This is a genomic window from Shimia sp. FJ5, from assembly GCF_032918335.1.
GTDB classification, from domain to species: Bacteria; Pseudomonadota; Alphaproteobacteria; order Rhodobacterales; family Rhodobacteraceae; genus Shimia; species Shimia aestuarii_A.
Genome location: NZ_JAWJUV010000001.1, coordinates 532,023 through 556,752, shown reverse-complemented (window position 1 = coordinate 556,752; position 24,730 = coordinate 532,023). Strand labels below are relative to the sequence as shown.

Below are 24,730 nucleotides of genomic sequence, written 5' to 3'. Positions count from 1 at the left end.
AACGCCATGACACAAGCTGACTTTCTGAAATCCGACTTCCCCGCCGCTGTTGATATCCCCGAGATTGATCCCGAGGGCCCAAGCCGCTTCTACAATCGCGAGCTGAGCTGGCTTGGTTTCAACTGGCGTGTGTTGGAGGAATCGGAGCATATGCGCGTGCCGCTTCTGGAACGGCTGCGCTTCCTCTCCATCTCGGCCACCAACCTTGACGAGTTCTATACCGTCCGCGTCGCCGGCCTGCGCGAGCTTGTGCGCGAGAACAACACCACCCCGGCGCAGGACGGATTGACGCCCGCCGAGCAACTTATCCTCATCAACGAGGACGCCCGCAACCTCCTGCAATCGCAGCAGCGCATGTTCCGGTCCCTGCGCGCCGAGATGGAAGCGGAGAATATCCATATCCTCGATCACAAGGCGATTGAGCCGGAGGACCGGGAGTTCCTTGCCGATACCTTCCTCAACAAGGTGTTTCCGGTGCTGTCGCCGCTGGCCATCGACCCGGCGCACCCGTTCCCCTTTATCCCCAACACCGGCTATTCCCTTGCGCTGCAGCTTGAGCGGAACAAGGACAAGGGCACACTCAAGGCGCTCTTGCCGATCCCGCATCAGATTGATCGCTTCATCTTTTTGCCCTCGCCCGATGGGGTGACGCGGGCGTTGCCGCTTGAAGAACTGCTGCTTCTGCATCTCGATAGCCTGTTCCCCGGCTACAAGGCCAAGGGGCATTGTTCGTTCCGCGTGCTGCGCGATAGCGATCTCGAGGTTGAGGATGAGGCCGAAGACCTCGTGCGCGAATTCGAGGTGGCACTCAAACGTCGCCGTCGCGGCGAAGTGGTGCGGATGAAAATCTCGACCGATGCACCGGACGCCCTCAAATCGCTCATCATGGAAGAGCTGCACGTGACCGAGGACGAGGTCGTCGAGATCGACGGCATGATCGGCCTTGCAGACCTCAAGGAACTTGTCGTGGACGAGCGCCCGGACCTTTTGTGGCCGTCCTTCATCCCGCGTGTGCCCGAGCGGGTGCAGGATTTCGACGGCGACATGTTCGCCGCGATCCGCCAGAAGGACATGCTCCTGCATCATCCCTATGAGACCTTCGACATGGTGGTGCGCTTCCTGCAACAGGCAGCGCGCGATCCCAACGTGGTGGCGATCAAGCAGACGCTTTATCGCACGTCGAAGAATTCTCCCATCGTCGAGGCGCTTTGCGAGGCGGCGGAAGACGGCAAATCCGTGACCGCGCTTGTGGAACTCAAGGCCCGCTTCGACGAGGCCGCCAACATTCGCCAGTCCCGCCGCCTTGAACGCGCCGGCGCGCATGTGGTCTATGGGTTCACCGACTGGAAGACCCACGCCAAGATATCAACCGTGGTGCGCCGCGAGGGCGACAACCTCGTGACCTATACCCATTACGGCACCGGCAACTATCACCCGATCACCGCGAAGATTTACACGGACCTCAGCCTCTTTACCTGTGATCCCGAACTCGGCCGCGACGCAACCAAGGTGTTCAACTATCTCTCTGGCTACGTAAAACCCGAGAAGCTTGAAAACCTTGCGATTTCGCCCCATTCGCTCAAACCGCGCCTGATCGAGATGATCGACCGCGAGATCGAACACGCAAAGGCGGGCAAACCTGCGGAAGTCTGGGCCAAGATGAACGCCCTGATCGACGCCGAAGTCATCGACGCGCTTTATCGGGCAAGCCAGGCGGGGGTGAAAATCTCTTTGGTGATCCGCGGCATCTGCGGATTGCGTCCCGGTGTCAAAGGGCTGTCCGAGAACATCCGGGTCAAATCCGTGGTCGGCCGGTTCCTCGAACATTCGCGCATCGTCTGTTTCGGCAATGGCGCCGGGCTGCCGTCCAAGAAAGCACGGGTGTTCATCTCGTCAGCCGACTGGATGGGGCGCAACCTCAACCGCCGGGTGGAGACACTTGTCGAAATCAACAACGCCACCGTGAAGGCCCAGATCGTGAGCCAGATCATGGCCGCGAACCTTGCCGACGTGGCACAGAGCTGGGTCATGAAACCGGATGGACATTTCCAGCGCGCCGAGATCCCCGAGGGCGAGTTCGCCTTTTCCTGCCACCGCTTCTTTATGGAGTATCCGTCGCTTTCGGGCCGCGGTTCGGCAGGCGCGTCGGACGTGCCGAAACTGACGCATACCGAGGACTAAGAGCGTTTTCTTTCGAGAAAACGCTGCCTTGCATGGTTGACCTGCACCGGGCCGGGACGGATAAACTGGCCCGAGACGAACCGGGGGAATCATGGACGGCGATATCGACGCAGCACAGGATTGGGGCGTCTTCGGTCGGCCCCTGTTCAAGGATCCCTCCTCCCGCGCCCTGAGCCGGGTCGGGGTTGTCGATGTCGGGTCAAACTCTGTCCGCCTCGTGGTGTTTGATGGTGCCGCACGAAGCCCGGCCTATTTCTACAACGAAAAGATCATGTGCGCCCTGGGTGCGGGGCTGTCGGAGACCGGACGGCTCAACCCCGAAGGCCGCGCGCGCGCCCTCTCGGCGATCCGACGGTTTCAGGCCCTTGCAAGCCAGATTTGTCATGGTGAGCTGACTGCCGTCGCAACCGCCGCCGTGCGCGAAGCCGAGGATGGGCAGGATTTTTGCGCCGAAGTGCTGCGCGAGACCGGCCTCAAGATTCACGTAATCGACGGTCAGGAAGAAGCCCGCCTCTCGGCGCAGGGGGTGCTTCTCGGCTGGCCCGGCTCCTATGGGCTTGTCTGTGATATTGGCGGCTCGTCCATGGAGCTTGCAGAGATCAACGATGGCGAGGTCGGCAAGCGCGTCACCTCGCCCCTTGGCCCCCTCAAGCTCAAGGAAATCAAAGGCGGCAAAAAGGGGCGCAAGGCCTTTATCAAAGAGACGCTCGCCCAGCTCGAGGACACGATGGGCAGCCAGCGCAACCGCCTGTTCCTCGTCGGCGGGTCATGGCGCGCCATCGCGCGCATCGACATGGAGCGGCGCGGCTATCCTCTGCACGTGCTGCACGAATATCGGATGAGCGCCAAGGCGATCAACGCCACCGCGAAATACATCGCCGCGCATGATCCCGAAGAGCTTCGCACGCGCTGTGGCGTGTCGTCGAACCGCATGGCCCTCGTGCCCTATGCGATCGACGTGCTCAAAGCCGTGGTGCGCCAGTTCAAGCCACATGACATTGCGGTCAGTTCCTACGGCATCCGCGAAGGCATGCTCTACGAACAGATGCCCGACCCGCTGCGCGCCCGCGATCCGCTGATCGAGGCCTGCCGCTTTGCCGAGGACAAGGACGCGCGCCTGCCCGGTTTCGGACGGCAGCTCTACTACTTCATCCGCCCGCTCTTTAACTCGGCCCGCCACGATACGCTGCGCCTCGTGCGGGCGGCGTGCCTGTTGCATGACGTAAGCTGGCGGGCGCATCCCGATTACCGCGCCGAGGTCTGTTTCGACAACGCCACCCGCGCCAATCTCGGCGGTCTGCGCCATTCCGAACGCGTCTTCCTTGGTCTCGCCCTGCTGCACCGCTACCGCAACAAGCGCGAGGGGACACGGTTCGAGGGCCTCTATGACCTGATCGACGAGAAGACCCAGAAGAAGGCCGAAGTCCTTGGCAAGGCGATGCGCTTTGGCGCGATGCTCTGGATGGACCCCTCCGCCGACCTTGGCAATCTCAAGTGGCGTCCGAAAAAGGGCGAGTTGGAGTTGCACCTGCCACAAGGCTCGGAAGCACTCTTCGGAGAGGTTGCCGAGGCGCGATTTGCCTCGCTCGCCGCCGCGCTCGAGGCGACGCCGATCGTCAAGATCAAGCGCTAAAGCTCTGTCGACCCGTCTTCGTCAAGTTCGATCTCTGGCGTCTCTTCCGGCGTGATCTCCGGCTTGCGGCGCAGAATGATATCGCCATTGGGCAACATCTCCGGCGCCTCATAGACGCTCCAATCCTCGACCTTGCCAGCCATCTCCGAAAGCGCGGGCCCCATTTCCTTCAGGAAAGAGCCGAACGCCGGGCCAAACTTTGAGGCGAAATCCTCGACCCCATCAAGGGCTGGTTCCATCTGGCTCTGAAGCCCCTTGAGGAAGAGCTTTGCCCCCTCTTCCATGAGCGAAAACCCCTCGCTTGGGGCCTCGGCTTCGGGCGCGGCGTCCTCCTGCGCAGCGACGGGCAACGCAGTCAGAGCAAGGGAAAAGGCGATCACGATGGGTTTCATGGCATATATTTGGGGGCGCGATGCCCCTGTTTTCAAGGGTCAGATATCAATATCAAGCGTCACGGGGAAATGATCCGACGCCGCAAGCAGGGCTGCGCGCAAGTCTGGCACGGACCAGCAATCGACATCGTTGAACGGGTGCCAGATACGCCATTGCGGATCGTGACCGCGCAAGTCCTGCGAAATCATCACATAGTCCAGCAACGCCTGAAGATAGCGTTTCTCGTTGGCAAGGTAGAAGCGCGAGGTGGTCGCCGCCGCGCCGATCCGGCTCCCAAGGGCTTCGCGGGCATGTGGGTCGTAAAGGCAAGGTTCAGACCCATTGCCCATGATGATCTCGACCGAGGAACGCCCGAAGAGATGCTCGTATTCATCCAATCCCGGACCATCGTTGAGATCGCCCAGAACGATCAACGCATCCCCTGCCGCCAAATGCCCCTCGACCCGACGCCGAAGCCAGATCGCCTGCGCCAATTGCTTGCGCCGGTTGGCGATCGACATGCGCATGACCTCGTCGCGCCCGCGCGCACCATGCGGCGCCTTGGACTTGAGATGCGCGCCGATGAGGCGCAGCTCCGTGCCTTTCGCAGTCTTGAGCGCGACCTCCAAAGGCGGCTTGGAGAACCGCACCATGTCCTCGGTCGCGTCGATATCAAGGTCGATCCGAAACACCCCGTCAAAGCGCGGCGCATCCTCGGCGCCCTTCTTGCCAGTCTCGGGCCCGAGCGGGTCATGCCGCGCCGTGACGGCCTCGGGATCGTAAAGAAGCGCGATCTCCTGCTGGGTGTCGTTGCGAAACCCAAGAAGCGCTTTCTTCGCTCGCAAGCCAAAGGCGGCGGCAAAGGTCTCGAGCGCTGCCACAGTCGAACGTTTGCCGTTCTCATCCGGCGCCTCGATGACCATGATCGCATCGGCGTCAAGCGCCGTGAACACAATACCAAGCGCCTCGATCTGCTGCGCCCGCGTGACGTCTTGGCGCCCTGACCACCCATCGTCCATCAATAGATGACCTTGCTCGTCAAAGAGGTTGGTGAACCATTCAACGTTGTAGGTCGCGATCCGCATCAGGCCTCGGCCTTTTCGTTGATCGCCTCCCAGGCGCGGTTGAGCGCGATGAGCCGGGTTTCGGCCATCTGCACCGCCTCTTCCGGCACGCCGCGCGCGATCATGCGGTCGGGATGGGTCTCGCGCACCTGCGCGCGCCAGGCCTTGCGAATCTCCGGGATCGGCGTCGTCGGAGTCACGCCAAGGATCGTGTAGGGGTCCGGCTCTGCATCCGGCACGAGCCGCGCCCGCATCGAGGCGAATTCCGCCTCGCTCATGCCGAAAATCTCGGCCACCCGCCACAGGAACCGATCCTCGTTCTCGTGATATTCGCCATCCGCCATCGCGATATGGAAAAGCCCTTCCATGAGATCGCAGTAGCTCTCGTTCTCCTGCCCGAAGAGGCCCTTGATACGCATGGCGTATTCCTCGAATCCCGCCACGTCCTGACGGGCGAGATTGAAGACACGCGCCGCGCCGGCCTCATCCTCGGGCGCGATGCGGAACACCTCGCGAAAGGCCGTCACCTCATCCCGCGTCACAAGGCCGTCCGCCTTGGCCATCTTCGCCCCAAGCGCCACCACCGCAATGGCAAACGCGACCGAGCGTTCCGGCGGCGCTTTCAGTCGGTCAAAAACAGCCGTCAGCCCCTCGCCCTTGGTCAGGGCGGCCAGCGCGTCGGATATGCGTGTCCAGATCGACATGGGCCAAGCCTATCGTGGCAAAGCAGGAAAGTCAGGCGCGAAATGCTGCACTGGCAAAATGGCGCATCAGAGGATTTTCTGCATCAAGACAAGCGCCATCCAACGGTCGAACTTCTGCCCGACCTCCGGCATCCGCCCGACCTCTGCAAAGCCAAGGGCCGCGTGAAAGGCGACTGCGCCGGGGTTCTCGGCGCTGATCCCGGCGACAAGCACGTGGATGCCCGCATCGCGCGCCTCAGCCTCCAGCGCCCGCATGAGTGCGCGCCCAACCCCGCGCCCGCGCGCGCCCTCACCAAGGAGGATGGTATGTTCGCGCGCATGGGCATAGCCCGGCCCACCGCGAAACGCGCCATAGCCCGCGAAACCAAGAACGACACCGTCCTCCTCTGCAACGAGCCATCGGCCCTCGGGCGCGGCAATCATCGCCTCAAGCCCGGCAGCGGTCTTTTCCTCCGTTGTGAAGGTGATGGCCGTATCGCGGATGATCGGGTTCCAGATCGCCGCCATTGCCGCCACATCGCCCGCCCGCGCGCTCCGAACCATCATCTGAGCACCCGTTCGCCATGCGGGGTCTCAAACGTTGCGCGCATCTCTGCTGCGCCTTCCGTGAAGATCACCCGCGCATCCGCAAGCGGCACCACATCGCGCAGCCAACGCGCTTCGGGATGGGCGATCTCGAACCGCGTAAGGCGGATGCCCTTGCCCGGCAGGGTATCGCCCGGAAGCGTCTCGACCTGCCACTGGATCAGCGCCGGAAACGCCCCGCCGCAAGGCAAGCGTCCGTCCGGCGGCACCGCCATGCGCCAGCGCAGGTCGCCGCGCGCAAGGTCCACGGGCCTGCCCGCCCCCTCCGGTAGGCTCTTGAGGCTGGCCTCAAGGTCGTCCACGCGACAGATCCAATTGCCGATCCGCGGCGCGCCGTGAAAATCGTCCAGCGCGAACCAACGCCGATAGGAGAGCGGACTTGCCGAGGGATCAATGGCGATCGCCTCAAGATACAGCCCCGCCTCAAGACCGATCAGACGGTTGTGCGTACCGAAATGCGCATGCTTCCCACCCGGCCCCATTTCCACGCCAAGCGCCTCTTCCACATGTGCAACCGCCGCCTCGAGCGTCTCGCCAGCGACGGCCAAATGATCCAATAACATGCGCGTTTCCCCACTTTTTGGTATTGTCCTGACGCCAAATCACCCCATCTGTCATAGAACGACAATTTGACTCAGGGATACAGATGATCATCGCCGCTATAGACCGCTTTTTCAAACATGAAGCTGCCGGGGGCATCATGCTGATGCTGGCTACGGTGGCCGCCATGCTGATCGCCAACTCCGGCTTTGCGCCTGCCTACAATTTTATCCTCGAAACCATCGGCGAAGTGTCGATGAACGGCAAGGGGATCGAGAAGCCGATGATCCTTTGGATCAATGACGGGCTTATGGCGGTGTTCTTCTTCCTGATCGGCCTTGAACTCAAACGCGAACTTCTGGAAGGCAAGCTCAAGAACCCGCGCGATGTGCTCCTGCCCGGCGCCGCCGCCGTGGGCGGCATGGCCTTTCCCGCCATCATCTTTGCCGCGCTCAACTGGAACAGCCCCGAGACCCTCTCAGGCTGGGCCATTCCGGCGGCAACGGACATCGCCTTTGCCCTTGGTATCCTTGCTCTCGTGGGGGCCCGCGCCCCGACCTCTCTCAAGGTCTTCCTGCTGACGCTGGCGATCCTCGACGATATCGGCGCGATCCTCATCATCGCCCTGTTCTATACCGCCAACCTCAAAGTGCATTTCCTCGTCATGGCGCTGGCGCCGCTGGCGGCGCTCTTCGTGTTGAACCAGATGAAGATCCACCGCATCGCGCCCTTCATCCTGCTTGGCACGGTGCTTTGGGTCTTGGTCCTGAAATCCGGTGTCCACGCGACGCTCGCCGGTGTGGTCACCGCCTTCTTCATCCCGCTCTATGACCGTTGGGGCAAATCCCCGCTGCACTCGATCGAGCACGGCCTGACGCCCTATGTCTATTTCTTCATCGTACCGGTCTTTGCCTTTGCCAACGCCGGCGTGGTGCTTTCGGATCTGTCGCTCTCGGCCTTCACCGACCCGCTCACGCTCGGCATCATCCTCGGTCTCGTGATCGGCAAACAGGTCGGCGTCTTCGGCTTTACATGGCTCTTGGTGAAGATGGGCCTTGCGCGCCTGCCGCACGGGGCAACGTGGCGCCATATTTATGCCATCGCCTGCCTTGCCGGGATCGGCTTTACCATGTCGCTCTTTATCGGCGGGCTGAGTTATGCCGATCCCGCCCTGATGAACGAGACCCGCCTCGGCGTCCTGACCGGCTCGCTGATCTCGGGGCTGCTGGGCTATTTCCTGCTCGTCACCGCACCGCAGGAAGAACCGGTGGCTGCCGAATAAGAAAAACGGCCCCCACTCGGGGGCCGCCTCTTCTTCTCTGTAAAATACTCGCGGGGGGATCGTCGCTTTTGGTACAAAAGCGACGTGGGGGGCAGCCAGCCCCCCCGCCCTTTTGCGTCAGGCGCGGGCTTCGCGGATCAGGCGCAGAATGTCCTGAGCCGCTTCCGGGATATTGGTGCCGGGGCCAAAGATCGCCTTCACACCCGCCTTCATCAGGAAGTCGTAATCCTGCTGCGGGATCACGCCACCACAGATCACAAGGATATCCTCAGCCTCACGCTCCTTGAGCGCTTGGATAAGCTGGGGGGCGAGGGTCTTGTGGCCCGCCGCCTGCGAGGAAATGCCGATCACGTGCACGTCGTTGTCAACCGCGTCCTGCGCCGCTTCATCCGGCGTCTGGAACAGCGGGCCCACGTCCACGTCAAAGCCGATATCGGCAAAGGCCGTGGCGATGACCTTGGCGCCGCGGTCATGGCCGTCCTGCCCCATTTTCACCACGAGCATCCGCGGACGACGGCCTTCGGCCTCGGCAAAATCTTCAACCGATTTCTGGATCGCGGCAAAGCCCTCGTCGCCCTCATAGGCGGCGCCATAGACCCCGGCCAGCGTCTTGACCTCGGCGCGGTGACGGCCGAATTCCTTTTCCATAGCCATGCTGATTTCCCCAACAGAAGCCCGTGCACGCGCCGCCTCCACGGCCGCCTCGAGCAGGTTGCCCCCCTCTTTCGCCCGGCGGGTCAGCTCGTTCAGAGCCGCCTCGCAGGCATCGGTGTCGCGTGTCGCACGCATCTTCTCGAGGCGGGCGATCTGGCTTTCGCGCACGGCCACGTTGTCCACGTCGAGAATGTCGATCGGGTCTTCCTTGTCCTTGCGGTACTTGTTGACCCCGACGATCACCTCGTCGCCCTTGTCGATCATCGCCTGGCGGGTCGCGGCGGATTCCTCAATCCGCAGCTTCGGCATGCCAGAGGCCACGGCCTTGGTCATGCCACCCATCTCCTCGACCTCTTGCATCAACTCCCACGCCTTCTCGATCAGCTCGTTGGTGAGGCTCTCGACATAGTAAGACCCCGCGAGCGGATCGACGACATTGGTCACGCCGGTCTCTTCCTGAAGGACAAGCTGGGTGTTGCGCGCGATGCGGGCCGAGAAGTCGGTCGGCAGCGCGATGGCTTCGTCAAGCGCGTTGGTATGCAGCGACTGGGTGCCACCAAGCACCGCCGAAAGCGCCTCATAGGCGGTGCGGATCACGTTGTTATAGGGGTCTTGCTCCTGCAGGCTCACGCCCGAGGTCTGACAGTGGGTGCGCAGCATCTTGGAGCGTTCGCTCTTGGCGCCGAACTCAGTCATCACGCGATGCCAGAGCGTGCGCGCCGCGCGCAGCTTGGCCGCTTCCATGAAGAAGTTCATACCGATGGCAAAGAAGAACGACAGACGGCCAGCGAACTTGTCGACATCCATGCCCGCATCCATCGCCGCGCGCACGTATTCGCGCCCATCGGCCAGCGTATAGGCCAGCTCCTGCACGAGGTTCGCGCCCGCTTCCTGCATGTGATAGCCGGAGATCGAGATCGAGTTGAATTTCGGCATCTCGTTCGAGGTATACTCGATGATGTCCGAGATGATCTTCATCGACGGTTCCGGCGGGTAGATATAGGTGTTGCGGACCATGAACTCCTTCAGGATGTCGTTCTGAATGGTCCCTGCCAGAAGCGATTTGTCATGCCCCTGCTCTTCGCCGGTGACGATAAAGTTCGCGAGGATCGGGATCACCGCGCCGTTCATCGTCATCGAGACCGACACCTTGTCGAGCGGGATACCGTCAAACAGGACTTTCATATCCTCGACCGAGTCGATGGCCACACCGGCCTTGCCCACGTCGCCGACAACGCGCGGATGGTCCGAGTCATAGCCCCGGTGCGTTGCAAGGTCGAAGGCGACCGAGACGCCCTGCTGTCCTGCCGCGAGGTTGCGGCGGTAGAACGCGTTGGATTCCTCCGCGGTGGAGAAGCCCGCGTATTGGCGGATGGTCCAGGGACGACCCGCATACATCGTCGCCTTGGGGCCACGGGTGAAGGGACCGAACCCCGGCAGGCTGCCCATATGCGGCAGATCCTTGGTATCCTCTTCGGTGTAAAGCGGCTTGACCGTGATACCTTCGAGCGTGTTCCAGTTCAGGTCTTCAAGCGGGCGCCCGCGAAGCTCCTTCTCCGCCAGTGCCGACCACTCGTCTTTCTTGGTCATGTTCCAGTCCTCTTTGCTTGTCAGACCGCAATCTGCGTTCCGACCATGTTAGCTCTATGAATTGCCTTGCTGCGACCTATATTGAACCCGACAGGAGGGTTCCAGATGCGCCGCTTGGCACTTGTTTTGATTGCGTTTCTCACCGGCCCCGCCCTTGCGGCGGAAGAGGCGGGCGAGCCCGAGGCTGATCCGCTCTTCGTGGACGGCACAGAGATCGAGATTGATGCGTTCCATTGGTTGAAACGCACCGTCGTCGTCTTTGCCGACAGCCCCAACGACCCCCGGTACATCCAGCAGATCGATCTTCTTGAAGAGCGACCCGAAGCGCTGCGCGAACGCGATGTGATCGTCTTGACCGATACCGACCCCAAGTCCGAGTCCGCCCTGCGCGAACGGCTGCGCCCGCGTGGATTCATGATGGTGCTGATCGGCAAGGACGGCACGATCTACCTGCGCAAACCCTTTCCTTGGGACGTGCGCGAGATCTCTCGTTCCATCGACAAGATGCCGTTGCGCCAGCAGGAAATCAAAGACCGCCGCGCCGATCCGATCCGCTAGGTGCGAAAGGCGCCCCACCGTGATCTGGGCGCAGCCCGGCCACGTCGCGCGGGGCATGGCCCCGAGCGAAAGCAGTCCGTGGTATGGCTGCGCCATCGTCATGGTTTATTCGAACTCCATGATCACGTCGTCCACCGCGAGACTATCGCCAGCGCCCGCATTGATCTTGGTGACAACGGCCTTCTTCTCGGCGCGCAGGATGTTCTCCATCTTCATCGCCTCGATGGTGCAAAGGGCCTGGCCTTCCTGCACTTCATCACCCACCTCAACGTCGAGTTTCACGACGAGGCCCGGCATCGGGCAGAGCAACATCTTGGACGTATCCGGCGGCAGTTTCTCCGGCATCAGCTCGGCCAGCTCGGCCTGACGCGGGGTGCGCACATGCACCTTGAGGTCCGCGCCCCGTGTGCGCAGGCGGAAGCCGCCCGAAACCTTACCAACCTTGAGCACCAGCGGCGTGCCATCGAGATCAATCTCGGCAAGTTGGTCGCCCGGCGTCCAATCCGACGCAACACGCATCACCGCGCCATCATCAAACGTCACGGTCGATCCATCATGGTCCGCCGCGATGGTGACCGGGAAGGAATGATCCTGCAGCGTCACGACCCAATCAGTGCCGACGCGGCGCTCGTGGTTGTCCATGCGGCCCGACACGCGGGTGCGACGGATCTCCGCCACACGGTGCATTGCCGCCGCCGCCGCCGCCACGCGACGCAGGTCCTTCTCGCCAAGCGCGACGCCCTGGAAACCGTCCGGATACTGCTCTTCGATAAAGGCGGTGGTCATGTCGCCGGAAATGAAAATCGGGTGATCCATCACCGCGCTCAGGAACGGCAGGTTGTGACCGATGCCTTCGACCTCGAAACTGTCGAGCGCGATACGCATCGCCTCGATCGCCTCTTCACGAGTCGGAGCCCATGTGCAGAGCTTGGCGATCATCGGGTCGTAATACATCGAGATCTCGCCGCCCTCGTAGACGCCGGTATCGTTGCGCACGGCCACGTCGCCCTTCGGCGCGTCGCCCTGCCACTTGTCATTGACGAGCATCGGGCCAGCCGCGATTTCCGCCGGCGGACGATAGCGCGTCAGGCGACCAATCGAGGGCAGGAAGTTGCGATACGGGTCTTCGGCATAAAGACGGTTTTCAATCGCCCAACCGGTCAGCTTTACATCGTCTTGCGTGATGGTGAGCGGCTCGCCCGCGGCGACGCGGATCATCTGCTCCACAAGGTCGACCCCGGTGATGAGTTCGGTCACGGGGTGTTCCACCTGAAGGCGGGTGTTCATCTCGAGGAAGTAGAAGTTCTTGTTGCCATCAACAATGAACTCCACGGTGCCCGCGCTGGCATAGCCTACGGCCTTGGCAAGCGCCACGGCCTGTTCGCCCATGGCCTTGCGGGTTGCCTCGTCAAGGAACGGCGACGGCGCCTCTTCGACGACTTTCTGGTTGCGGCGCTGGATCGAGCATTCGCGCTCGCCAAGATAGACGCCGTTGCCATGCGCGTCGCAGAGCACCTGAATTTCGATGTGGCGCGGTTGCGTCACGAACTTTTCGATAAAGATCCGATCATCCCCAAAGGAATTCGCGGCCTCGTTCTTGGACGATTGGAATCCCTCGCGTGCCTCGTCATCGTTCCATGCGATGCGCATGCCCTTGCCGCCGCCGCCAGCCGAGGCCTTGATCATCACCGGATAGCCGATCTCGTTAGAGATCTTCACCGCTTCCTCGGCATCCTCAATCAGGCCCATATAGCCCGGCACGGTCGACACGTCGGCGTCCTGTGCGATCTTCTTCGAGGTGATCTTGTCGCCCATCGCCTCAATCGCGCCTTTCGGCGGGCCGACAAAGGCCACGCCTGCAGCCTCGAGCGCCTCGGCGAATTTCGAATTCTCCGACAGGAAGCCATAGCCCGGATGCACCGCCTGCGCGCCGGTTTCCTTGATCGCTGCCATGACATTGTCGATCACGATGTAGGACTGGTTCGCCGGGGGCGGGCCGATATGCACCGCCTCGTCCGCCATCTGCACATGCAACGCCTGCTTGTCGGCATCGGAGTAGATCGCGACGGTCTTGATGCCCATCTTGCGGGCGGTCTTGATCACACGGCAGGCGATTTCGCCCCGGTTGGCAATCAGGATCTTGTCGAACATGTCATGTCCCTTCTGGTTCTTGGCCTGCCGGGATCGCGGCAGGCATCTGGCAACAAAAAAGCCACCGGCGGCCCAAAGGCGCCGATGGCTTGGTCTCGGTGGTCAGCGCGCCGAAACGCGCCGAGGAATTCAGATTAGTCGCACTTGCTCGGGTTTTCGCGGCAATAAAGCACGTTTGCCCCAGCCCCGATGACAGCGCCGGTGACAAGGTTCCCGTCAAGAATGGCCGAAGCGGCCGCGCCGGTGCCTGCACCATAGAGGGCCTGTTCGCCCATCGTGTCCCCGCATGCCGCGAGCGAGAGCGCCGCGAAGCCTGCAAGGACCGCAATCGAAGTTCTACGCATTGGTCTTTTCCTCTCGAATGTACTGCTACATTCGGATTTAGAACCCTCCGACGCGGGAAAGAAAGGCCTTTCGCAAGACCCCGCCCGGTATCGGCAAGCTTTCGCTTGCGTAACGGGTTGGTCTCAAACGAAAAACACAGATCGGAAAGAAAAACGGGTGATCCGCAGGGAACGCGAGCGGACCACCCGGAAGGGGAAGGGTAACGAATACTGTTACAAGCAGAGGCCCTGGTCAGCCCGACTGCCATGACACCAACTTGGGTGGCCGAATGCGTTCCCGCAACCACCCCCTGTGACAAATCCCGGAAATAGGCCGCTTTCTGCGCAGCAGGACGGGTCATCGGCGAATTCATGCCCAATCCTCCCCGTCAAACACCTCGGGGAAAGACGCGCGCGCAACACCCACGTCAATCTGCAAAAGTGCGTCGTAACTGGCCGGATCAAAAGGCTCTTCCGCCGCCACAACTTCGCGCTCGAAAAGCCAACTGATGCGCCCGGCATCCAGGTTGCCGCGCTCGAAAGGCGCATCGCCGAACTGTTCCCAAAGCGCCTTGAGAAAGCCGACATCGGCGCGCTTGTCGGCGGGACGGCGGTCGCGATAGCGTTCTCGGCGCACGATCTCCGTCACACCACGCGGGTTGGCGCGGCGGATGGTGAATTGAAAATCCGTGCCCGGAAGTCTGCTGGGAAAGCCACGATGTTTTAGCATACCGCACCCTTTCGTGACGGAAGGGAACGGGAATCGGCGGGCCGAACGGCCCGCCAAGAGGTCAGTGTGGGATTATTTCCACTTGCCGGTGTAGACCGGCTCTTCCGAGATGGGCTCGGGATCGACCACGACGTATTCTTCGACCGGCGCGGTGTCCGCGCAGGCTGCGACAAAGGCCACGAGGCCAAGCGCGAGGAGTGCTTTGAAGCTGTTCGACATGTCTTACTCCAGTTTTCTGTCTTTGTTTGAACAAGGTCTTTTGACCCTGCCTGCCCCAGTTTCTTATACGAGGTCACTTGGGTGTAACCGAGGCGCAGAATAGCGGATTCAGACGTAAAAATATAGAGATAGACGTCACCGTTGAAGTGTTGTGGCCGGAAAGACGCATTTGCCGCGCCCCCATCGGCACAGGCCGCAAGATATAGTGGTGCCATCAGAAACCCTCCCAGATACAGGCCCCGTCTTCGACGCGAAACGCCTCGAAATACTGGGTTGCTTCGGGGGCGGGCTCGCCGAAAGGCGTCTCCTGATCGGCCAGAGAGATGATCACCTGCACGACAGTTTCGTCATTCGCAGACAGCACCGGAACCGCCACGGACGCACAGAGATAAGGGAAATCCGCCTCTACCGCGCCATACCCAAGCGGCACCTCGGCGATCGCGGGCATCACATAGCGCAGGCGCAGCACGCGGCTCTGGTCAGTGCGGGTCTCAAAGAAGCTCTGTTGCAGGTAGAGGTGATAGCCGGAGGGCACGGCCGGGGTCTCCTCAGCCCCGGCCATGGCCGCGCCCGCAAGGGTCCCTCCAAACGCGGCAATGTTCAAAATCTGCAAGAGCCTACCCATGGCGCACCTCGCGATGCGCCGCATGGGCGCTCCAGCGGGCACGGGTCTTGGGCTCGGCCAAAAGATCGGCAATCTCGGCCTCCAGACGCGCCTTGGCAAAGCGCCCCTCGATCCGCCCCCCAGCCCGCACGTGGCAGCGATCTCCCTCGCGGGTGACCTCAATCACCGGCGAAAAGCCGCGCTGCCCCTGCAAGCGGCGCCAGAGATCCTGACGCACTTGCCGCGCGATCGCCAGACGGCTGCCGTCGGGCAGCACCGTCTCGGCGCTCACGTCAAAGCGCACAGGAACCTGACGCGCCAACGTCAGGCGCGTGTCGTCACGCAAGATATGCCAGTCATTTCGGGCCAAGCCGGTCTCCTTACGTCCCGCCGGGAGCAGATTTCATGCCTCCGGCGGGAGTATTTGTTACAGAGAAGAAGCGATCAGAGCGGGATGTTGTCGTGTTTCTTCCACGGGTTGGTGAGCTTCTTGTTGCGCAGGCTCGCAAAGGCGCGCGACACGCGGCGGCGGGTCGAACGCGGCTGGATCACCTCGTCGATAAAGCCCCGCTCGGCGGCCACGAAAGGATTGGCAAAGCGATCTTCGTAATCCTTGGTATGCGCCGCGATCTTCTCTTCGTCGCCAAGGTCGGCACGGTGGATGATCTCGGTTGCGCCCTTGGCGCCCATCACGGCGATTTCGGCGGTCGGCCAGGCATAGTTGAAGTCGCCTCGCAGATGCTTCGACGCCATCACGTCATAGGCACCACCATAGGCCTTACGGGTGATGACGGTCACTTTCGGCACGGTCGCTTCGCCATAGGCAAAGAGCAGTTTCGCGCCGTGCTTGATGACGCCGCCATATTCCTGGCTCGTCCCCGGCAGGAAGCCCGGCACGTCCACGAGGGTGAGGATCGGGATTTCGAAACAGTCGCAGAAACGCACGAAACGCGCCGCCTTGCGGCTCGAGTCGATGTCGAGACAGCCCGCAAGCACCATCGGCTGGTTGGCGACGACGCCCACGGTCTGACCCTCGAGGCGGATGAAGCCGGTGATGATGTTCTTGGCGTAGTCTTCCTGAATCTCGTAGAAATCGCCCTCGTCCGCCACTTTGGTGATGAGCTCTTTCATGTCATAGGGCGTGTTCGGGTTTTCCGGGATCAGCGTATCAAGGCTGTCCTCGATGCGGCCCGGCTCATCGAAGAAGGGGCGCACCGGCGGCTTTTCGCGGTTGTTGAGCGGCAGGAAGTCAACAAGGCGGCGCACTTCGGCGAGGGCTTCGACATCATTGTCGAACGCACCATCCGCGACCGAGGATTTCTTGGTGTGGGTCGAGGCTCCGCCAAGCTCTTCTGCGGTCACCTGTTCGTTGGTCACGGTTTTCACAACGTCAGGGCCGGTCACGAACATATAGGACGTGTCTTTCACCATGAAGATGAAGTCGGTCATCGCCGGGGAATAGACCGCGCCGCCCGCACAGGGGCCCATGATCACAGAGATCTGCGGCACGACACCAGAGGCCATGATGTTGCGCTGGAACACATCGGCATAGCCAGCAAGCGAGGCCACGCCCTCTTGGATACGTGCACCGCCCGAGTCGTTGATGCCGATGACCGGCGCGCCATTCTGCACTGCCATATCCATGATCTTACAGATCTTCTCGGCGTGGGTTTCCGAGAGCGAGCCGCCAAACACGGTAAAGTCCTGGCTGAAGACATAGACCATACGGCCATTGATCGTGCCCCAACCGGTCACGACACCATCGCCATAGGGTTGCTGTTTTTCCATGCCGAAATCGGTGCAGCGATGGGTCTTGAACATGTCGAACTCTTCAAAGGAGTCCTCGTCGAGCAGAAGCTCGATGCGTTCGCGCGCCGTGAGCTTGCCCCGGCCATGCTGACTGTCGATCCGTTTCTGGCCACCGCCAAGACGCGCGGTGTCGCGGCGTTCTTCCAACTGCTGAAGAATATCTTTCATCATAGGTCCCCTTGAATTTGTCGCGACACTAAGAGGTCTTGGCCCAGACACAAAGAAGAATCCGGCAAATTTGCAAACCACAGAAAATACAGACGGTGAATATTGCAAACTTGCTAAGTTCACGCCGGGCATAGACGCCCAATCAATCCATGCCCCTCGGGAGGGAGAACTCGCGTCCTCGTCATAGGCAGGATGGCCACTTTCCACAATATCGCGCAGAGGACGTCCCGTCACCTTTCCGCGAGATGCTGGGAAAAGGTTGCATAAGTCAACTGTTTGACCTAGGTCAGAAGACATGACTGATCGCCCCGAGTCGCGATACCTCGACCGCGCCACACCGCCCCATATCAGCACGCTGATCCTGCTCACCGGGATTTCCGCGCTTTGCATGAACATCTTCTTGCCATCGTTGCCGGCGATGACGGAATGGTTCAACACGGACTATCACATCATGCAGCTTTCGGTGGCGCTTTACCTCGCGGTGAACGCCTTCCTGCAGATCCTCGTCGGCCCGATCGCGGACAAATTCGGGCGGCGCCCCGTGGTGCTCTGGGGGCTGTCGCTGTTCCTCGTGGCGACGATCGGCTGCATCTACGCCCCGACCGCCGAGATCTTCCTCGCCTTCCGCATGGCCCAGGCGACCGTGGTCGCCGCGATGGTGCTCGGCCGGGCCGTGGTGCGCGACATCTTTCCCCAAGACGAAGCGGCGGCGATGATCGGCTATGTCACGATGGGCATGGCCGTGGTGCCGATGTTCGGACCTGTGATTGGCGGCGTCCTCGAGGGGTTCTTTGATTGGCGCGCCAATTTCTGGCTTTTGTTTATCGTCGGCGCGCTGGTCCTGTTCCTGACATGGAAAGACCTTGGGGAAACCGGGCGCAAGAGCGGCCTCTCCCTTGGCCGCCAATTCCGCGAATACCCCGAACTCCTCAAGAGCCCGCGCTTTTGGGGCTATGCGCTCTCCTGCGGCTTCTCCTCGGGGGCGTTCTTCTCGTATCTCGGTGGTGCGCCCTTCGTCGCGACCGAGCTTTTCGGCATGAACCCCACGATGATGGGATTTTACTTCGGTGCGCCCGCGCTTGGCTATTTCTTCGGCAACTTCCTCTCAGGCCGCTATTCGGCACGGATCGGCGTCGACACCATGGTCAAATGGGGCTGCTATATCAATTTTATCGGCATTGCCTTGTCGCTCCTCCTCTTTGCCGTCGGTCTTGGCTCAGCCGAGAGCTTTTTCGGCCTGATGACGCTTGTCGGCCTCGGCAACGGCATGTCGATCCCCAACGCCACCTCTGGCGCGCTTTCGGTGCGTCCGCACCTTGCCGGGACGGCGTCGGGCCTTTCGGGCGCGATCATGCTTGGCGGCGGCGCGGGGCTTTCGGCCCTCGCTGGCGCGCTCTTGTCGCCGGAAACCGGGGCCTACCCCCTCCTCGGCCTGATGCTCATCACGGCCATCGGTGCGATCATCGCGATCCATCTCGTGATCCGCCGCTCTCGCCGCCTCCACATCTGAGGCGAAATCAGGGGGCTGACGCGCAGGGTTTGCAAAGCTATATTTGCAGTAGCAAAGCAATCCCGGACCGCTCATGGCTACCCAGAAACTCTACGCCGGCGCCAAGCTGCGTGAAATTCGCTCTCGGCTCGAACTGACGCAAAAGGAGTTTGCCGCCAAGCTCGGCGTCTCCCTGCCCTACCTGAACCAAATGGAGAACAATAACCGCCCGGTCTCGACCACGGTGGTGCTCGCGCTGGCGCAGGAGTTCGGCTTTGACGTCACCGAACTGTCGACCGGTGATAGCGAGCGGTTGGTGTCTGACATGCGCGAGGCAATGGCCGACCCGGTTCTGGCCGAGGCCACAGCCCCGCTTGCCGATCTGCGCCTGACGGCCTCCAATGCGCCCGCCTTTGCCCGAGCCTTTCTCGAATTGCACCGCGCCTACCGCCAGACCCACGAACGCCTCGCCTCGCTCGACGAGGCCCTTGGGCGCGAAGACGTGCGGATGCAGCCCTCTCCCTGGGACGAGGTGCGCGATTTCTTTCACTACTGCGACAACTATATCGACGCGGTGGACCACGCCGCCGAGAATTTTGCCAATCGCGCGCTGGCTGCTGACGGCATCCGCCCCGCAGTGATCCGAACCCTCGCCGATCTTGGCATCACGCTCGAGCTGACCGACGCCGACCGCCTGCGCCACTACGACCCTGAAACGCGGCGGCTCTATATCTCGGCCCGCGCAGCGTTCGAGACCCAGACCTTTCAGATGCTCCTGCAACTGGCGCTTTTGCAGTCGGATAAGCTTCTCGAGGCGACGCTCGACCTCGCCCGCTTCCAATCCGACGCCGCCCGCGCCATCGCCAAGATCGGCCTTGCCAACTACTTCGCCGGGGCCGCGATGATGCCCTATACGCGTTTCCTTGAGGCCGCCCGCGACACGCGCCATGATCTCGAGGTGCTTGCCAACCGGTTCGGCGCCTCCATCGAACAGGTCGCGCACCGGCTCTCGACCCTGCAACGCCCCGGCGCCAAGGGCATTCCCTTCTTCTTTGTCCGCGTCGATCAGGCCGGTACGATCACCAAACGCCACTCCGCGACCCGCCTGCAATTCGCGCGCTTCGGCGGGGCCTGTCCCTTGTGGAACGTGCACCGCGCCTTCGAGACGCCGGGCCGCTTTCTGCGCCAACTGGCCGAGACGCCGGACGGGGTCCGCTATATTTCGCTGGCCCGCGATGTCTCCAAGCCCGGCGGCCATTTCGGTGCGCCGGTGCGCCGCTACGCCATCGCTTTGGGCTGTGAGGTACGCCATGCCGACGCCCTGATCTATGCCGATCATATGGACATCACGACCCCCGAAGCCTTTGAGCCGATCGGCATTTCCTGCCGCATCTGCGAGCGCACCCATTGCCACCAACGCTCGGTCCCACCGCTCGAACGCCGCCTGACGATCCGCGAAAACGAACGCGGCGTGTTGCCTTACGAGGTCGACTGACATGCGCGGGCTGCTGCGCCTTGGCGTGGTTCTGCTGATCCTCGCCGCCGCGACGGTCGCTCTCGGAAGCATGGCCGAACGCTGGGTGCTCTATCCCTTTGACGCGACCCATGTGCCCCCTGCCGAGGCTGGTCTCCCGGGCGTCGAGGAACTCCACTTCGACAATGACGGCGAGACCCTCATCGCTTGGACCGCAGCCCCCAAGCGCGGCAAGCCAGTGATCTTCTACCTGCATGGCAATGCCGGAAACCTCGCCGCCCGCGCGGGCCGCTTCCGCCGTTTCCTTGATCGCGGCTATGGTCTCTTCGCGCCGGCCTATCGTGGTTCTTCGGGCAGCAGCGGCACCCCAAGCGAGGCCGCCCTCATCTGGGACACGGAGGTCGCGTTCCACAGGTTCTTCGCCGAGATGCCCGCCCTCACCGCGCGCCGCGTCGTCCTTTACGGCGAGAGCCTCGGCACGGCGGTCGCGCTCTGCCTCATGGCCTCCCCCGCGCTGCACCCGGAAAAAGGCCACGGCCCGCTCGCCGGTGTCATCCTAGAAGCACCTTTCACCTCGATCCCCGATCTGGCGGAACATCACTACCCCGGCACCCGCGCTCTTGCCGCGCGCCTCGACAGTGCGTGGCCAAGCCTCACCCGCGCTGCCGACCTCCAAGCGCCGCTCCTTGTCCTGCACGGCACCGAAGACGCGCTCATCCCAATAGAAATGGGGCGGCAGATCACCTCTGCCGCCCCATCCCGAAACAAGCGCTTCCTGCCCGTCAAGGGCGCAGGTCATACCGATCTCTGGCGGACCGACACGCTCCCGCGCCTCTGGGCTTTCATCGATCAGTTCGCCTTGAGATAGGCGTAGATCTCGTCCTTGAGCGCCGCGCGGCGCTTGCGCAGGTCCACTTCGGCAAGTTCCTCGCGCGGCTGGACGTTGGTTTCGGCAAGGTGGACCTTGTCGTTGAGTTCCTGATAGTCGCCGGCCAGCTTCGCAAAGTGCTTGTCGCTGACTTTCAGCTCGCTCATCTTCTCTGCGAATTCCGGGAATTCCGCGGCAAGATCGTGCGGGACGTGAGACATGTTGTGCGTTCCTTCTTCTAACGTTCGACCGACCTTAGCGATGCCCGGCCGCCACCTGCTTTGACAGGGATCAAAAAGAAACGCGCAACGCTACTTTTTATCGCTGCGCAGTCTGCCAGTCCGAATGCACCCACGCCTCGCCCGGATCGCGCGGCAAAAGAGGCCGCCCTAGGATATGATCCGCCGCCTTCTCGCCGGTCATGATCGAGGGGCCGTTGAGGTTGCCATTGGGAATACGCGGAAAGATCGAGCTATCCGCAACGCGAAGCCCCTCAACCCCGATCACCCGGCACTCCGGATCAACCACCGCGCCCGGATCGTCCTTCGCCCCCATCCGGCAGGTGCCGCAGGGGTGATAGGCGCTCTCGGCATGTTCTTTGAGAAAGGCGTCGATCTCGGCATCGCTCTGCGCCGCGACACCGGGCTGAATCTCGTGTTTCACGAAGGGCGCAAAAGCCTCTTGTCCGAAAATCTCCCGCGTGAGGCGCACACAGGCGCGGAAATCGGCCCAGTCCTCTTCACGACTCATATAGTTGAAAAGGATCTCCGGCGCCGCCGCCGGATCCGCACTCGCCAATGTGACCGCCCCGCGCGAGGCGGACCGCATCGGCCCGACATGGGCCTGAAACCCGTGCCCCTCCGCCGCCGCTTTGCCGTCATAGCGCACCGCGATGGGCAGGAAATGAAACTGGATATCCGGATAGTCGATCCCGGCGCGCGAGCGGATGAACCCCGCGCTCTCGAACTGGTTCGACGCCCCAAGCCCCGCCTTGGTCAAAAGCCAGCGCGCCCCGATCATCCCCTTCGAGATGAGGTTCCAATGGCGGTAGAGCGTGATCGGCTGCTTACTCGCCATCTGCATGTAGACCTCTAGGTGGTCCTGTAGGTTCTTCCCCACACCGGGGCGATCCGCAACAAGCTTGATCCCGCGCTCGACAAGGTGCCGCCCCGGCCCGATCCCCGAGAGCATCAAGAGCTTGGGCGAATTGAACGCCGAGGCCGCGAGGATCACCTCGCGCTCGGCCTGGATCACCTCTCTCTGCCCCTTGCGTGTGACCTCAACCCCCACGGCGCGGCCGTCTTCGATCACCACGCGCTCGGCAAAAGCGCGTAGGAGGGTGCAATTCTCGCGCTCGAGCGCCGGGCGCAGATAGGCATTGGCCGCCGACCAGCGTCGCCCCTTCCACACCGTCATCTCCATCGGGCCAAAGCCTTCTTGCTGCTGGCCGTTGTAATCCTCAGTGACCGGATAGCCCGCCTGCCGCCCTGCTTCGACAAAGGCGGCATGGAGCGGATTGTCCCGCGGCCCACGCGTCACATGAAGCGGTCCGTCCGCACCACGCCACGCCGGATCGCCCCCCTGCCCGCCGTCGTGCCAATGCTCCATGCGTTTGAAATAGGGAAGCACGTCGCCATATCCCCATCCCGACGCGCCAGCCTCCTGCCAATGGTCATAGTCGCGGGCATGGCCGCGCACATAGACCATGCCATTGATCGAACTGGACCCGCCCACGACCTTGCCACGCGGCGCCGCAAGCCGACGCCCGCCAAGATGCGGCTCAGGCTGCGTCTGATAGCCCCAATCATAGCGGCGCATGTTCATCGGATAGCTGAGCGCGGCGGGCATCTGGATGAACGGGCCAGCGTCGCTGCCGCCATGTTCGATCACGATCACGCGCTTTCCGGCCTCGGTCAACCGATAGGCCAGCGCACAGCCCGCGCTCCCCGCCCCGACGATCACATACTCGGCTTGCATCCTGTTCTCCGGCTCCAGATTCGCATTTCTTGTATGGTCATACAATTTTTTGACACATCAAACAATTCGCCTTGCCGCGCCCGCAAGCCCGCGCCACACTGGGCGCATGGCACGACGCAAGATCCGCGATATTCGGCATGAAGAACTGATCGCTGGCACGATCCGCGCTGTGCAGGCGCATGGCTTTGCCGCGGTGACCATGGCCGACATCGCTACCGAGGCCGGTAGCACCGCGCCCTCGATCACCTATTATTTTGGCTCCAAGGACCGGCTCATGGAAGACACCATGCGCCATCTCCTGCGCCTCTTGCGTGCCGCATTCCTTGATCGAATCCGCACAGCCCGCACCCCCGAGGACCGCCTCCTCGCCGTGGTCGAGGCGAATTTCGCAGACCGTCTCTTTACCCCGGCCCAATGCGCCCTCTGGACCCAATTCTGGGCCAACGCGCCCCATGCGCCGGGCCTAGCGCGGCTGCACCGGATCAACCGCGCGCGGGTTGCGACGCATCTCGACCACGCGCTCGCCCCCCTCGTCGCACCCGACCGCCGCGACACGGTGCGCCACGTGCTGCAAAGCTACATGGACGGGGTCTGGCTCGAAGCGGCGCAATCGCAAACACCGCCCGACGCCGCCACCGCCCGCGCCGAAGCCCGCGCCGTGGCCCGGCTCTTGCTCTCCCGCCCGCCCGAGACACAAACCCACCAAGAAAAATGACGCGACGCGGCGTGTTTCACATGTGAACTGCCTCGACATCCCGCGCCTGCCGGGTCTTAATGCCCGCATGAGCGAGAGTGTGAATGCGCGCCCCATCGTCGGGGTCTTGTGGATGTTGGTGACTGGCGTCTGTTTCGTCATGGTGACCGCGCTGGTGAAATATCTCGGCCCTAGCGTGCCTGCACCCGAAGCAGCCTTCCTGCGCTATGCGCTTGGCCTTGTCTTCCTGCTGCCCATGATCCGACCGCTCTTGCGCACCCGGCTCACCAAGCGCCAGATCGGCCTCTTTGGTCTGCGCGGCGTGGCGCATACGATCGGGGTCTCTTTCTGGTTCTTTGCCATGACCCAGATCCCAATCGCCGAGGTGACGGCGATGAACTATCTCTCGCCGATCTTTGTCACCATCGCCGCCGCTTTGTTCCTTGGCGAAACCCTCGCCGTGCGTCGCATCCTCGCCGTCATTGCCGCCTTGCTTGGGGCGCTTCTCATCCTACGGCCCGGCTTTCGCGAGCTTAGCCCTGGCCATATTGCCATGCTTGGCACTGCCGTCGTCTTTTCCGTCGGCTATCTCATCGCCAAGATCATGAGCGAAGAAGTCAGCCCCGCCATGGTGGTCGCCATGCTCTCGGTGACGGTCACCATCGGGCTTGCCCCGCTCGCGGCGCTCGTCTGGGTCACACCGACACTCTGGGAAGTGCTTATCCTGTTCGGGGTCGCCACCTTCGCAACGGCGGGTCACTACACGATGACCCTCGCCTTTGCTGCCGCCCCCATCACCGTGACCCAACCCGTCGCCTTCCTGCAATTGGTCTGGGCCGTTTTGATGGGCTGGCTGGTGTTCGACGAAGGCGTCGACATCTGGGTGTTGATCGGCGGCGGCATCATCATCTCCGCCATCACCTTCATCACGTGGCGCGAAGCGGTGCTGAAACGCCGCGCCGTGACCCCTTCTGTAAACGCCCCCAAGGTCTGATCCGGTCCAATTCGCGATTGACCCGCGCCACGCCGCGGGCCTAGCGTGGCGCGCAATTCCAACCCGT

The 24,730-nt window shown here is 62.3% G+C and carries 24 protein-coding genes; 9 read left to right on the top strand and 15 right to left on the bottom strand.

Translation table 11 applies throughout. The features are described 5' to 3' along the window. The first annotated feature begins 6 nt into the window (after positions 1 to 6). On the top strand, positions 7 to 2,181 hold the full coding sequence (locus R1W01_RS02850; protein ID WP_243613129.1) for an RNA degradosome polyphosphate kinase: 2,175 nt from the start codon (positions 7 to 9) through the stop codon (positions 2,179 to 2,181). A gap of 91 nt (positions 2,182 to 2,272) precedes the next feature. Continuing rightward, positions 2,273 to 3,814, top strand: a complete 1,542-nt coding sequence (ppx, locus tag R1W01_RS02845; protein WP_243613130.1) for an exopolyphosphatase — start codon at positions 2,273 to 2,275, stop codon at positions 3,812 to 3,814. Here ppx and R1W01_RS02840 read toward each other — a convergent pair. The 5 genes from R1W01_RS02840 to R1W01_RS02820 all read right to left on the bottom strand — a co-directional run bounded on the left by R1W01_RS02840 (position 3,811) and on the right by R1W01_RS02820 (position 7,102). Next, positions 3,811 to 4,206, bottom strand: a complete 396-nt coding sequence (locus R1W01_RS02840; protein WP_297757756.1) for a hypothetical protein — start codon at positions 4,204 to 4,206, stop codon at positions 3,811 to 3,813. The genes ppx and R1W01_RS02840 overlap by 4 nt on opposite strands. Before the next feature lie 39 nt (positions 4,207 to 4,245). Further along, entirely contained in the window at positions 4,246 to 5,271 is a 1,026-nt protein-coding gene (locus R1W01_RS02835; protein WP_297757753.1) for an endonuclease/exonuclease/phosphatase family protein, read from the bottom strand. Continuing rightward, the gene (locus R1W01_RS02830) at positions 5,271 to 5,954 is read right to left on the bottom strand and encodes a molecular chaperone DjiA (RefSeq protein ID WP_243613133.1); all 684 of its coding nucleotides are present in this window, start codon (positions 5,952 to 5,954) and stop codon (positions 5,271 to 5,273) included. Before R1W01_RS02830 ends, R1W01_RS02835 begins: the two co-directional genes overlap by 1 nt. Positions 5,955 to 6,020: 66 nt before the next feature. Next, complete coding sequence (locus R1W01_RS02825; protein ID WP_243613134.1) at positions 6,021 to 6,500, bottom strand: GNAT family N-acetyltransferase; 480 nt, start codon at positions 6,498 to 6,500, stop codon at positions 6,021 to 6,023. Continuing rightward, positions 6,497 to 7,102, bottom strand: coding sequence for a VOC family protein (locus R1W01_RS02820; protein WP_297757746.1), 606 nt, complete (start codon positions 7,100 to 7,102; stop codon positions 6,497 to 6,499). Before R1W01_RS02820 ends, R1W01_RS02825 begins: the two co-directional genes overlap by 4 nt. A gap of 83 nt (positions 7,103 to 7,185) precedes the next feature. Between R1W01_RS02820 and nhaA the strand changes: the two genes are divergently transcribed. Then, the gene (nhaA, locus tag R1W01_RS02815; RefSeq protein WP_297757743.1) at positions 7,186 to 8,361 is read left to right on the top strand and encodes a Na+/H+ antiporter NhaA; all 1,176 of its coding nucleotides are present in this window, start codon (positions 7,186 to 7,188) and stop codon (positions 8,359 to 8,361) included. A gap of 117 nt (positions 8,362 to 8,478) precedes the next feature. On the opposite strand, the gene scpA is transcribed toward nhaA, so the two are convergent. Beyond that, the gene (gene scpA, locus R1W01_RS02810; protein ID WP_279391782.1) at positions 8,479 to 10,629 is read right to left on the bottom strand and encodes a methylmalonyl-CoA mutase; all 2,151 of its coding nucleotides are present in this window, start codon (positions 10,627 to 10,629) and stop codon (positions 8,479 to 8,481) included. Positions 10,630 to 10,710: 81 nt separating this feature from the next. Between scpA and R1W01_RS02805 the strand changes: the two genes are divergently transcribed. After that, on the top strand, positions 10,711 to 11,163 hold the full coding sequence (locus R1W01_RS02805; RefSeq protein WP_243613138.1) for a DUF4174 domain-containing protein: 453 nt from the start codon (positions 10,711 to 10,713) through the stop codon (positions 11,161 to 11,163). Positions 11,164 to 11,268: 105 nt separating this feature from the next. Here the strand turns inward: R1W01_RS02805 and R1W01_RS02800 are convergent, their stop codons facing one another. The 7 genes from R1W01_RS02800 to R1W01_RS02770 all read right to left on the bottom strand — a co-directional run bounded on the left by R1W01_RS02800 (position 11,269) and on the right by R1W01_RS02770 (position 17,167). Then, positions 11,269 to 13,314, bottom strand: a complete 2,046-nt coding sequence (locus R1W01_RS02800; protein ID WP_243613139.1) for an acetyl/propionyl/methylcrotonyl-CoA carboxylase subunit alpha — start codon at positions 13,312 to 13,314, stop codon at positions 11,269 to 11,271. A 134-nt stretch (positions 13,315 to 13,448) separates the two neighbouring features. Next, positions 13,449 to 13,658: a hypothetical protein gene (locus tag R1W01_RS02795; RefSeq protein ID WP_243613140.1), complete on the bottom strand. Its 210-nt coding sequence runs from the start codon at positions 13,656 to 13,658 to the stop codon at positions 13,449 to 13,451. A gap of 349 nt (positions 13,659 to 14,007) precedes the next feature. Then, the gene (locus R1W01_RS02790; protein ID WP_297757735.1) at positions 14,008 to 14,367 is read right to left on the bottom strand and encodes a hypothetical protein; all 360 of its coding nucleotides are present in this window, start codon (positions 14,365 to 14,367) and stop codon (positions 14,008 to 14,010) included. Positions 14,368 to 14,439: 72 nt separating this feature from the next. Then, a complete protein-coding gene (locus tag R1W01_RS02785; RefSeq protein ID WP_243613142.1) occupies positions 14,440 to 14,586 on the bottom strand; it encodes a hypothetical protein in 147 nt (48 codons plus the stop codon). A gap of 214 nt (positions 14,587 to 14,800) precedes the next feature. Beyond that, a complete protein-coding gene (locus R1W01_RS02780) occupies positions 14,801 to 15,199 on the bottom strand; it encodes a DUF6497 family protein (protein ID WP_317275027.1) in 399 nt (132 codons plus the stop codon). Positions 15,200 to 15,203: 4 nt separating this feature from the next. Beyond that, on the bottom strand, positions 15,204 to 15,560 hold the full coding sequence (locus R1W01_RS02775; RefSeq protein WP_243613144.1) for a hypothetical protein: 357 nt from the start codon (positions 15,558 to 15,560) through the stop codon (positions 15,204 to 15,206). 74 nt (positions 15,561 to 15,634) lie between these two features. Further along, entirely contained in the window at positions 15,635 to 17,167 is a 1,533-nt protein-coding gene (locus R1W01_RS02770; protein WP_297757730.1) for an acyl-CoA carboxylase subunit beta, read from the bottom strand. A 295-nt stretch (positions 17,168 to 17,462) separates the two neighbouring features. Here R1W01_RS02770 and R1W01_RS02765 point away from each other — a divergent pair, with 295 nt between their 5' ends. From R1W01_RS02765 to R1W01_RS02755, 3 genes are all read left to right on the top strand, one after another. Continuing rightward, the gene (locus tag R1W01_RS02765; protein WP_243613146.1) at positions 17,463 to 18,677 is read left to right on the top strand and encodes a multidrug effflux MFS transporter; all 1,215 of its coding nucleotides are present in this window, start codon (positions 17,463 to 17,465) and stop codon (positions 18,675 to 18,677) included. A gap of 73 nt (positions 18,678 to 18,750) precedes the next feature. Continuing rightward, complete coding sequence (locus R1W01_RS02760) at positions 18,751 to 20,151, top strand: short-chain fatty acyl-CoA regulator family protein (protein WP_243613147.1); 1,401 nt, start codon at positions 18,751 to 18,753, stop codon at positions 20,149 to 20,151. 1 nt (position 20,152) lies between these two features. Then, positions 20,153 to 20,998 carry an alpha/beta hydrolase gene (locus R1W01_RS02755; protein WP_297757721.1) on the top strand — a complete coding sequence of 282 codons (846 nt, stop codon included), beginning with the start codon at positions 20,153 to 20,155 and terminating at the stop codon, positions 20,996 to 20,998. On the opposite strand, the gene R1W01_RS02750 is transcribed toward R1W01_RS02755, so the two are convergent. Together R1W01_RS02750 and betA are read right to left on the bottom strand one after the other, a co-directional pair. Continuing rightward, positions 20,980 to 21,219, bottom strand: a complete 240-nt coding sequence (locus R1W01_RS02750) for a YdcH family protein (protein ID WP_243613149.1) — start codon at positions 21,217 to 21,219, stop codon at positions 20,980 to 20,982. The two genes, R1W01_RS02755 and R1W01_RS02750, sit on opposite strands and share 19 nt — an antisense overlap. A gap of 97 nt (positions 21,220 to 21,316) precedes the next feature. Beyond that, entirely contained in the window at positions 21,317 to 22,975 is a 1,659-nt protein-coding gene (gene betA / locus R1W01_RS02745) for a choline dehydrogenase (protein WP_297757718.1), read from the bottom strand. 106 nt (positions 22,976 to 23,081) lie between these two features. On the opposite strand from betA, the gene betI reads away from it, so the two are divergent. Together betI and R1W01_RS02735 are read left to right on the top strand one after the other, a co-directional pair. Next, complete coding sequence (gene betI / locus R1W01_RS02740) at positions 23,082 to 23,690, top strand: choline-responsive transcriptional repressor BetI (RefSeq protein ID WP_297757716.1); 609 nt, start codon at positions 23,082 to 23,084, stop codon at positions 23,688 to 23,690. A gap of 67 nt (positions 23,691 to 23,757) precedes the next feature. After that, on the top strand, positions 23,758 to 24,663 hold the full coding sequence (locus R1W01_RS02735; RefSeq protein WP_243613152.1) for a DMT family transporter: 906 nt from the start codon (positions 23,758 to 23,760) through the stop codon (positions 24,661 to 24,663). The last annotated feature ends 67 nt before the right edge of the window (positions 24,664 to 24,730 follow it).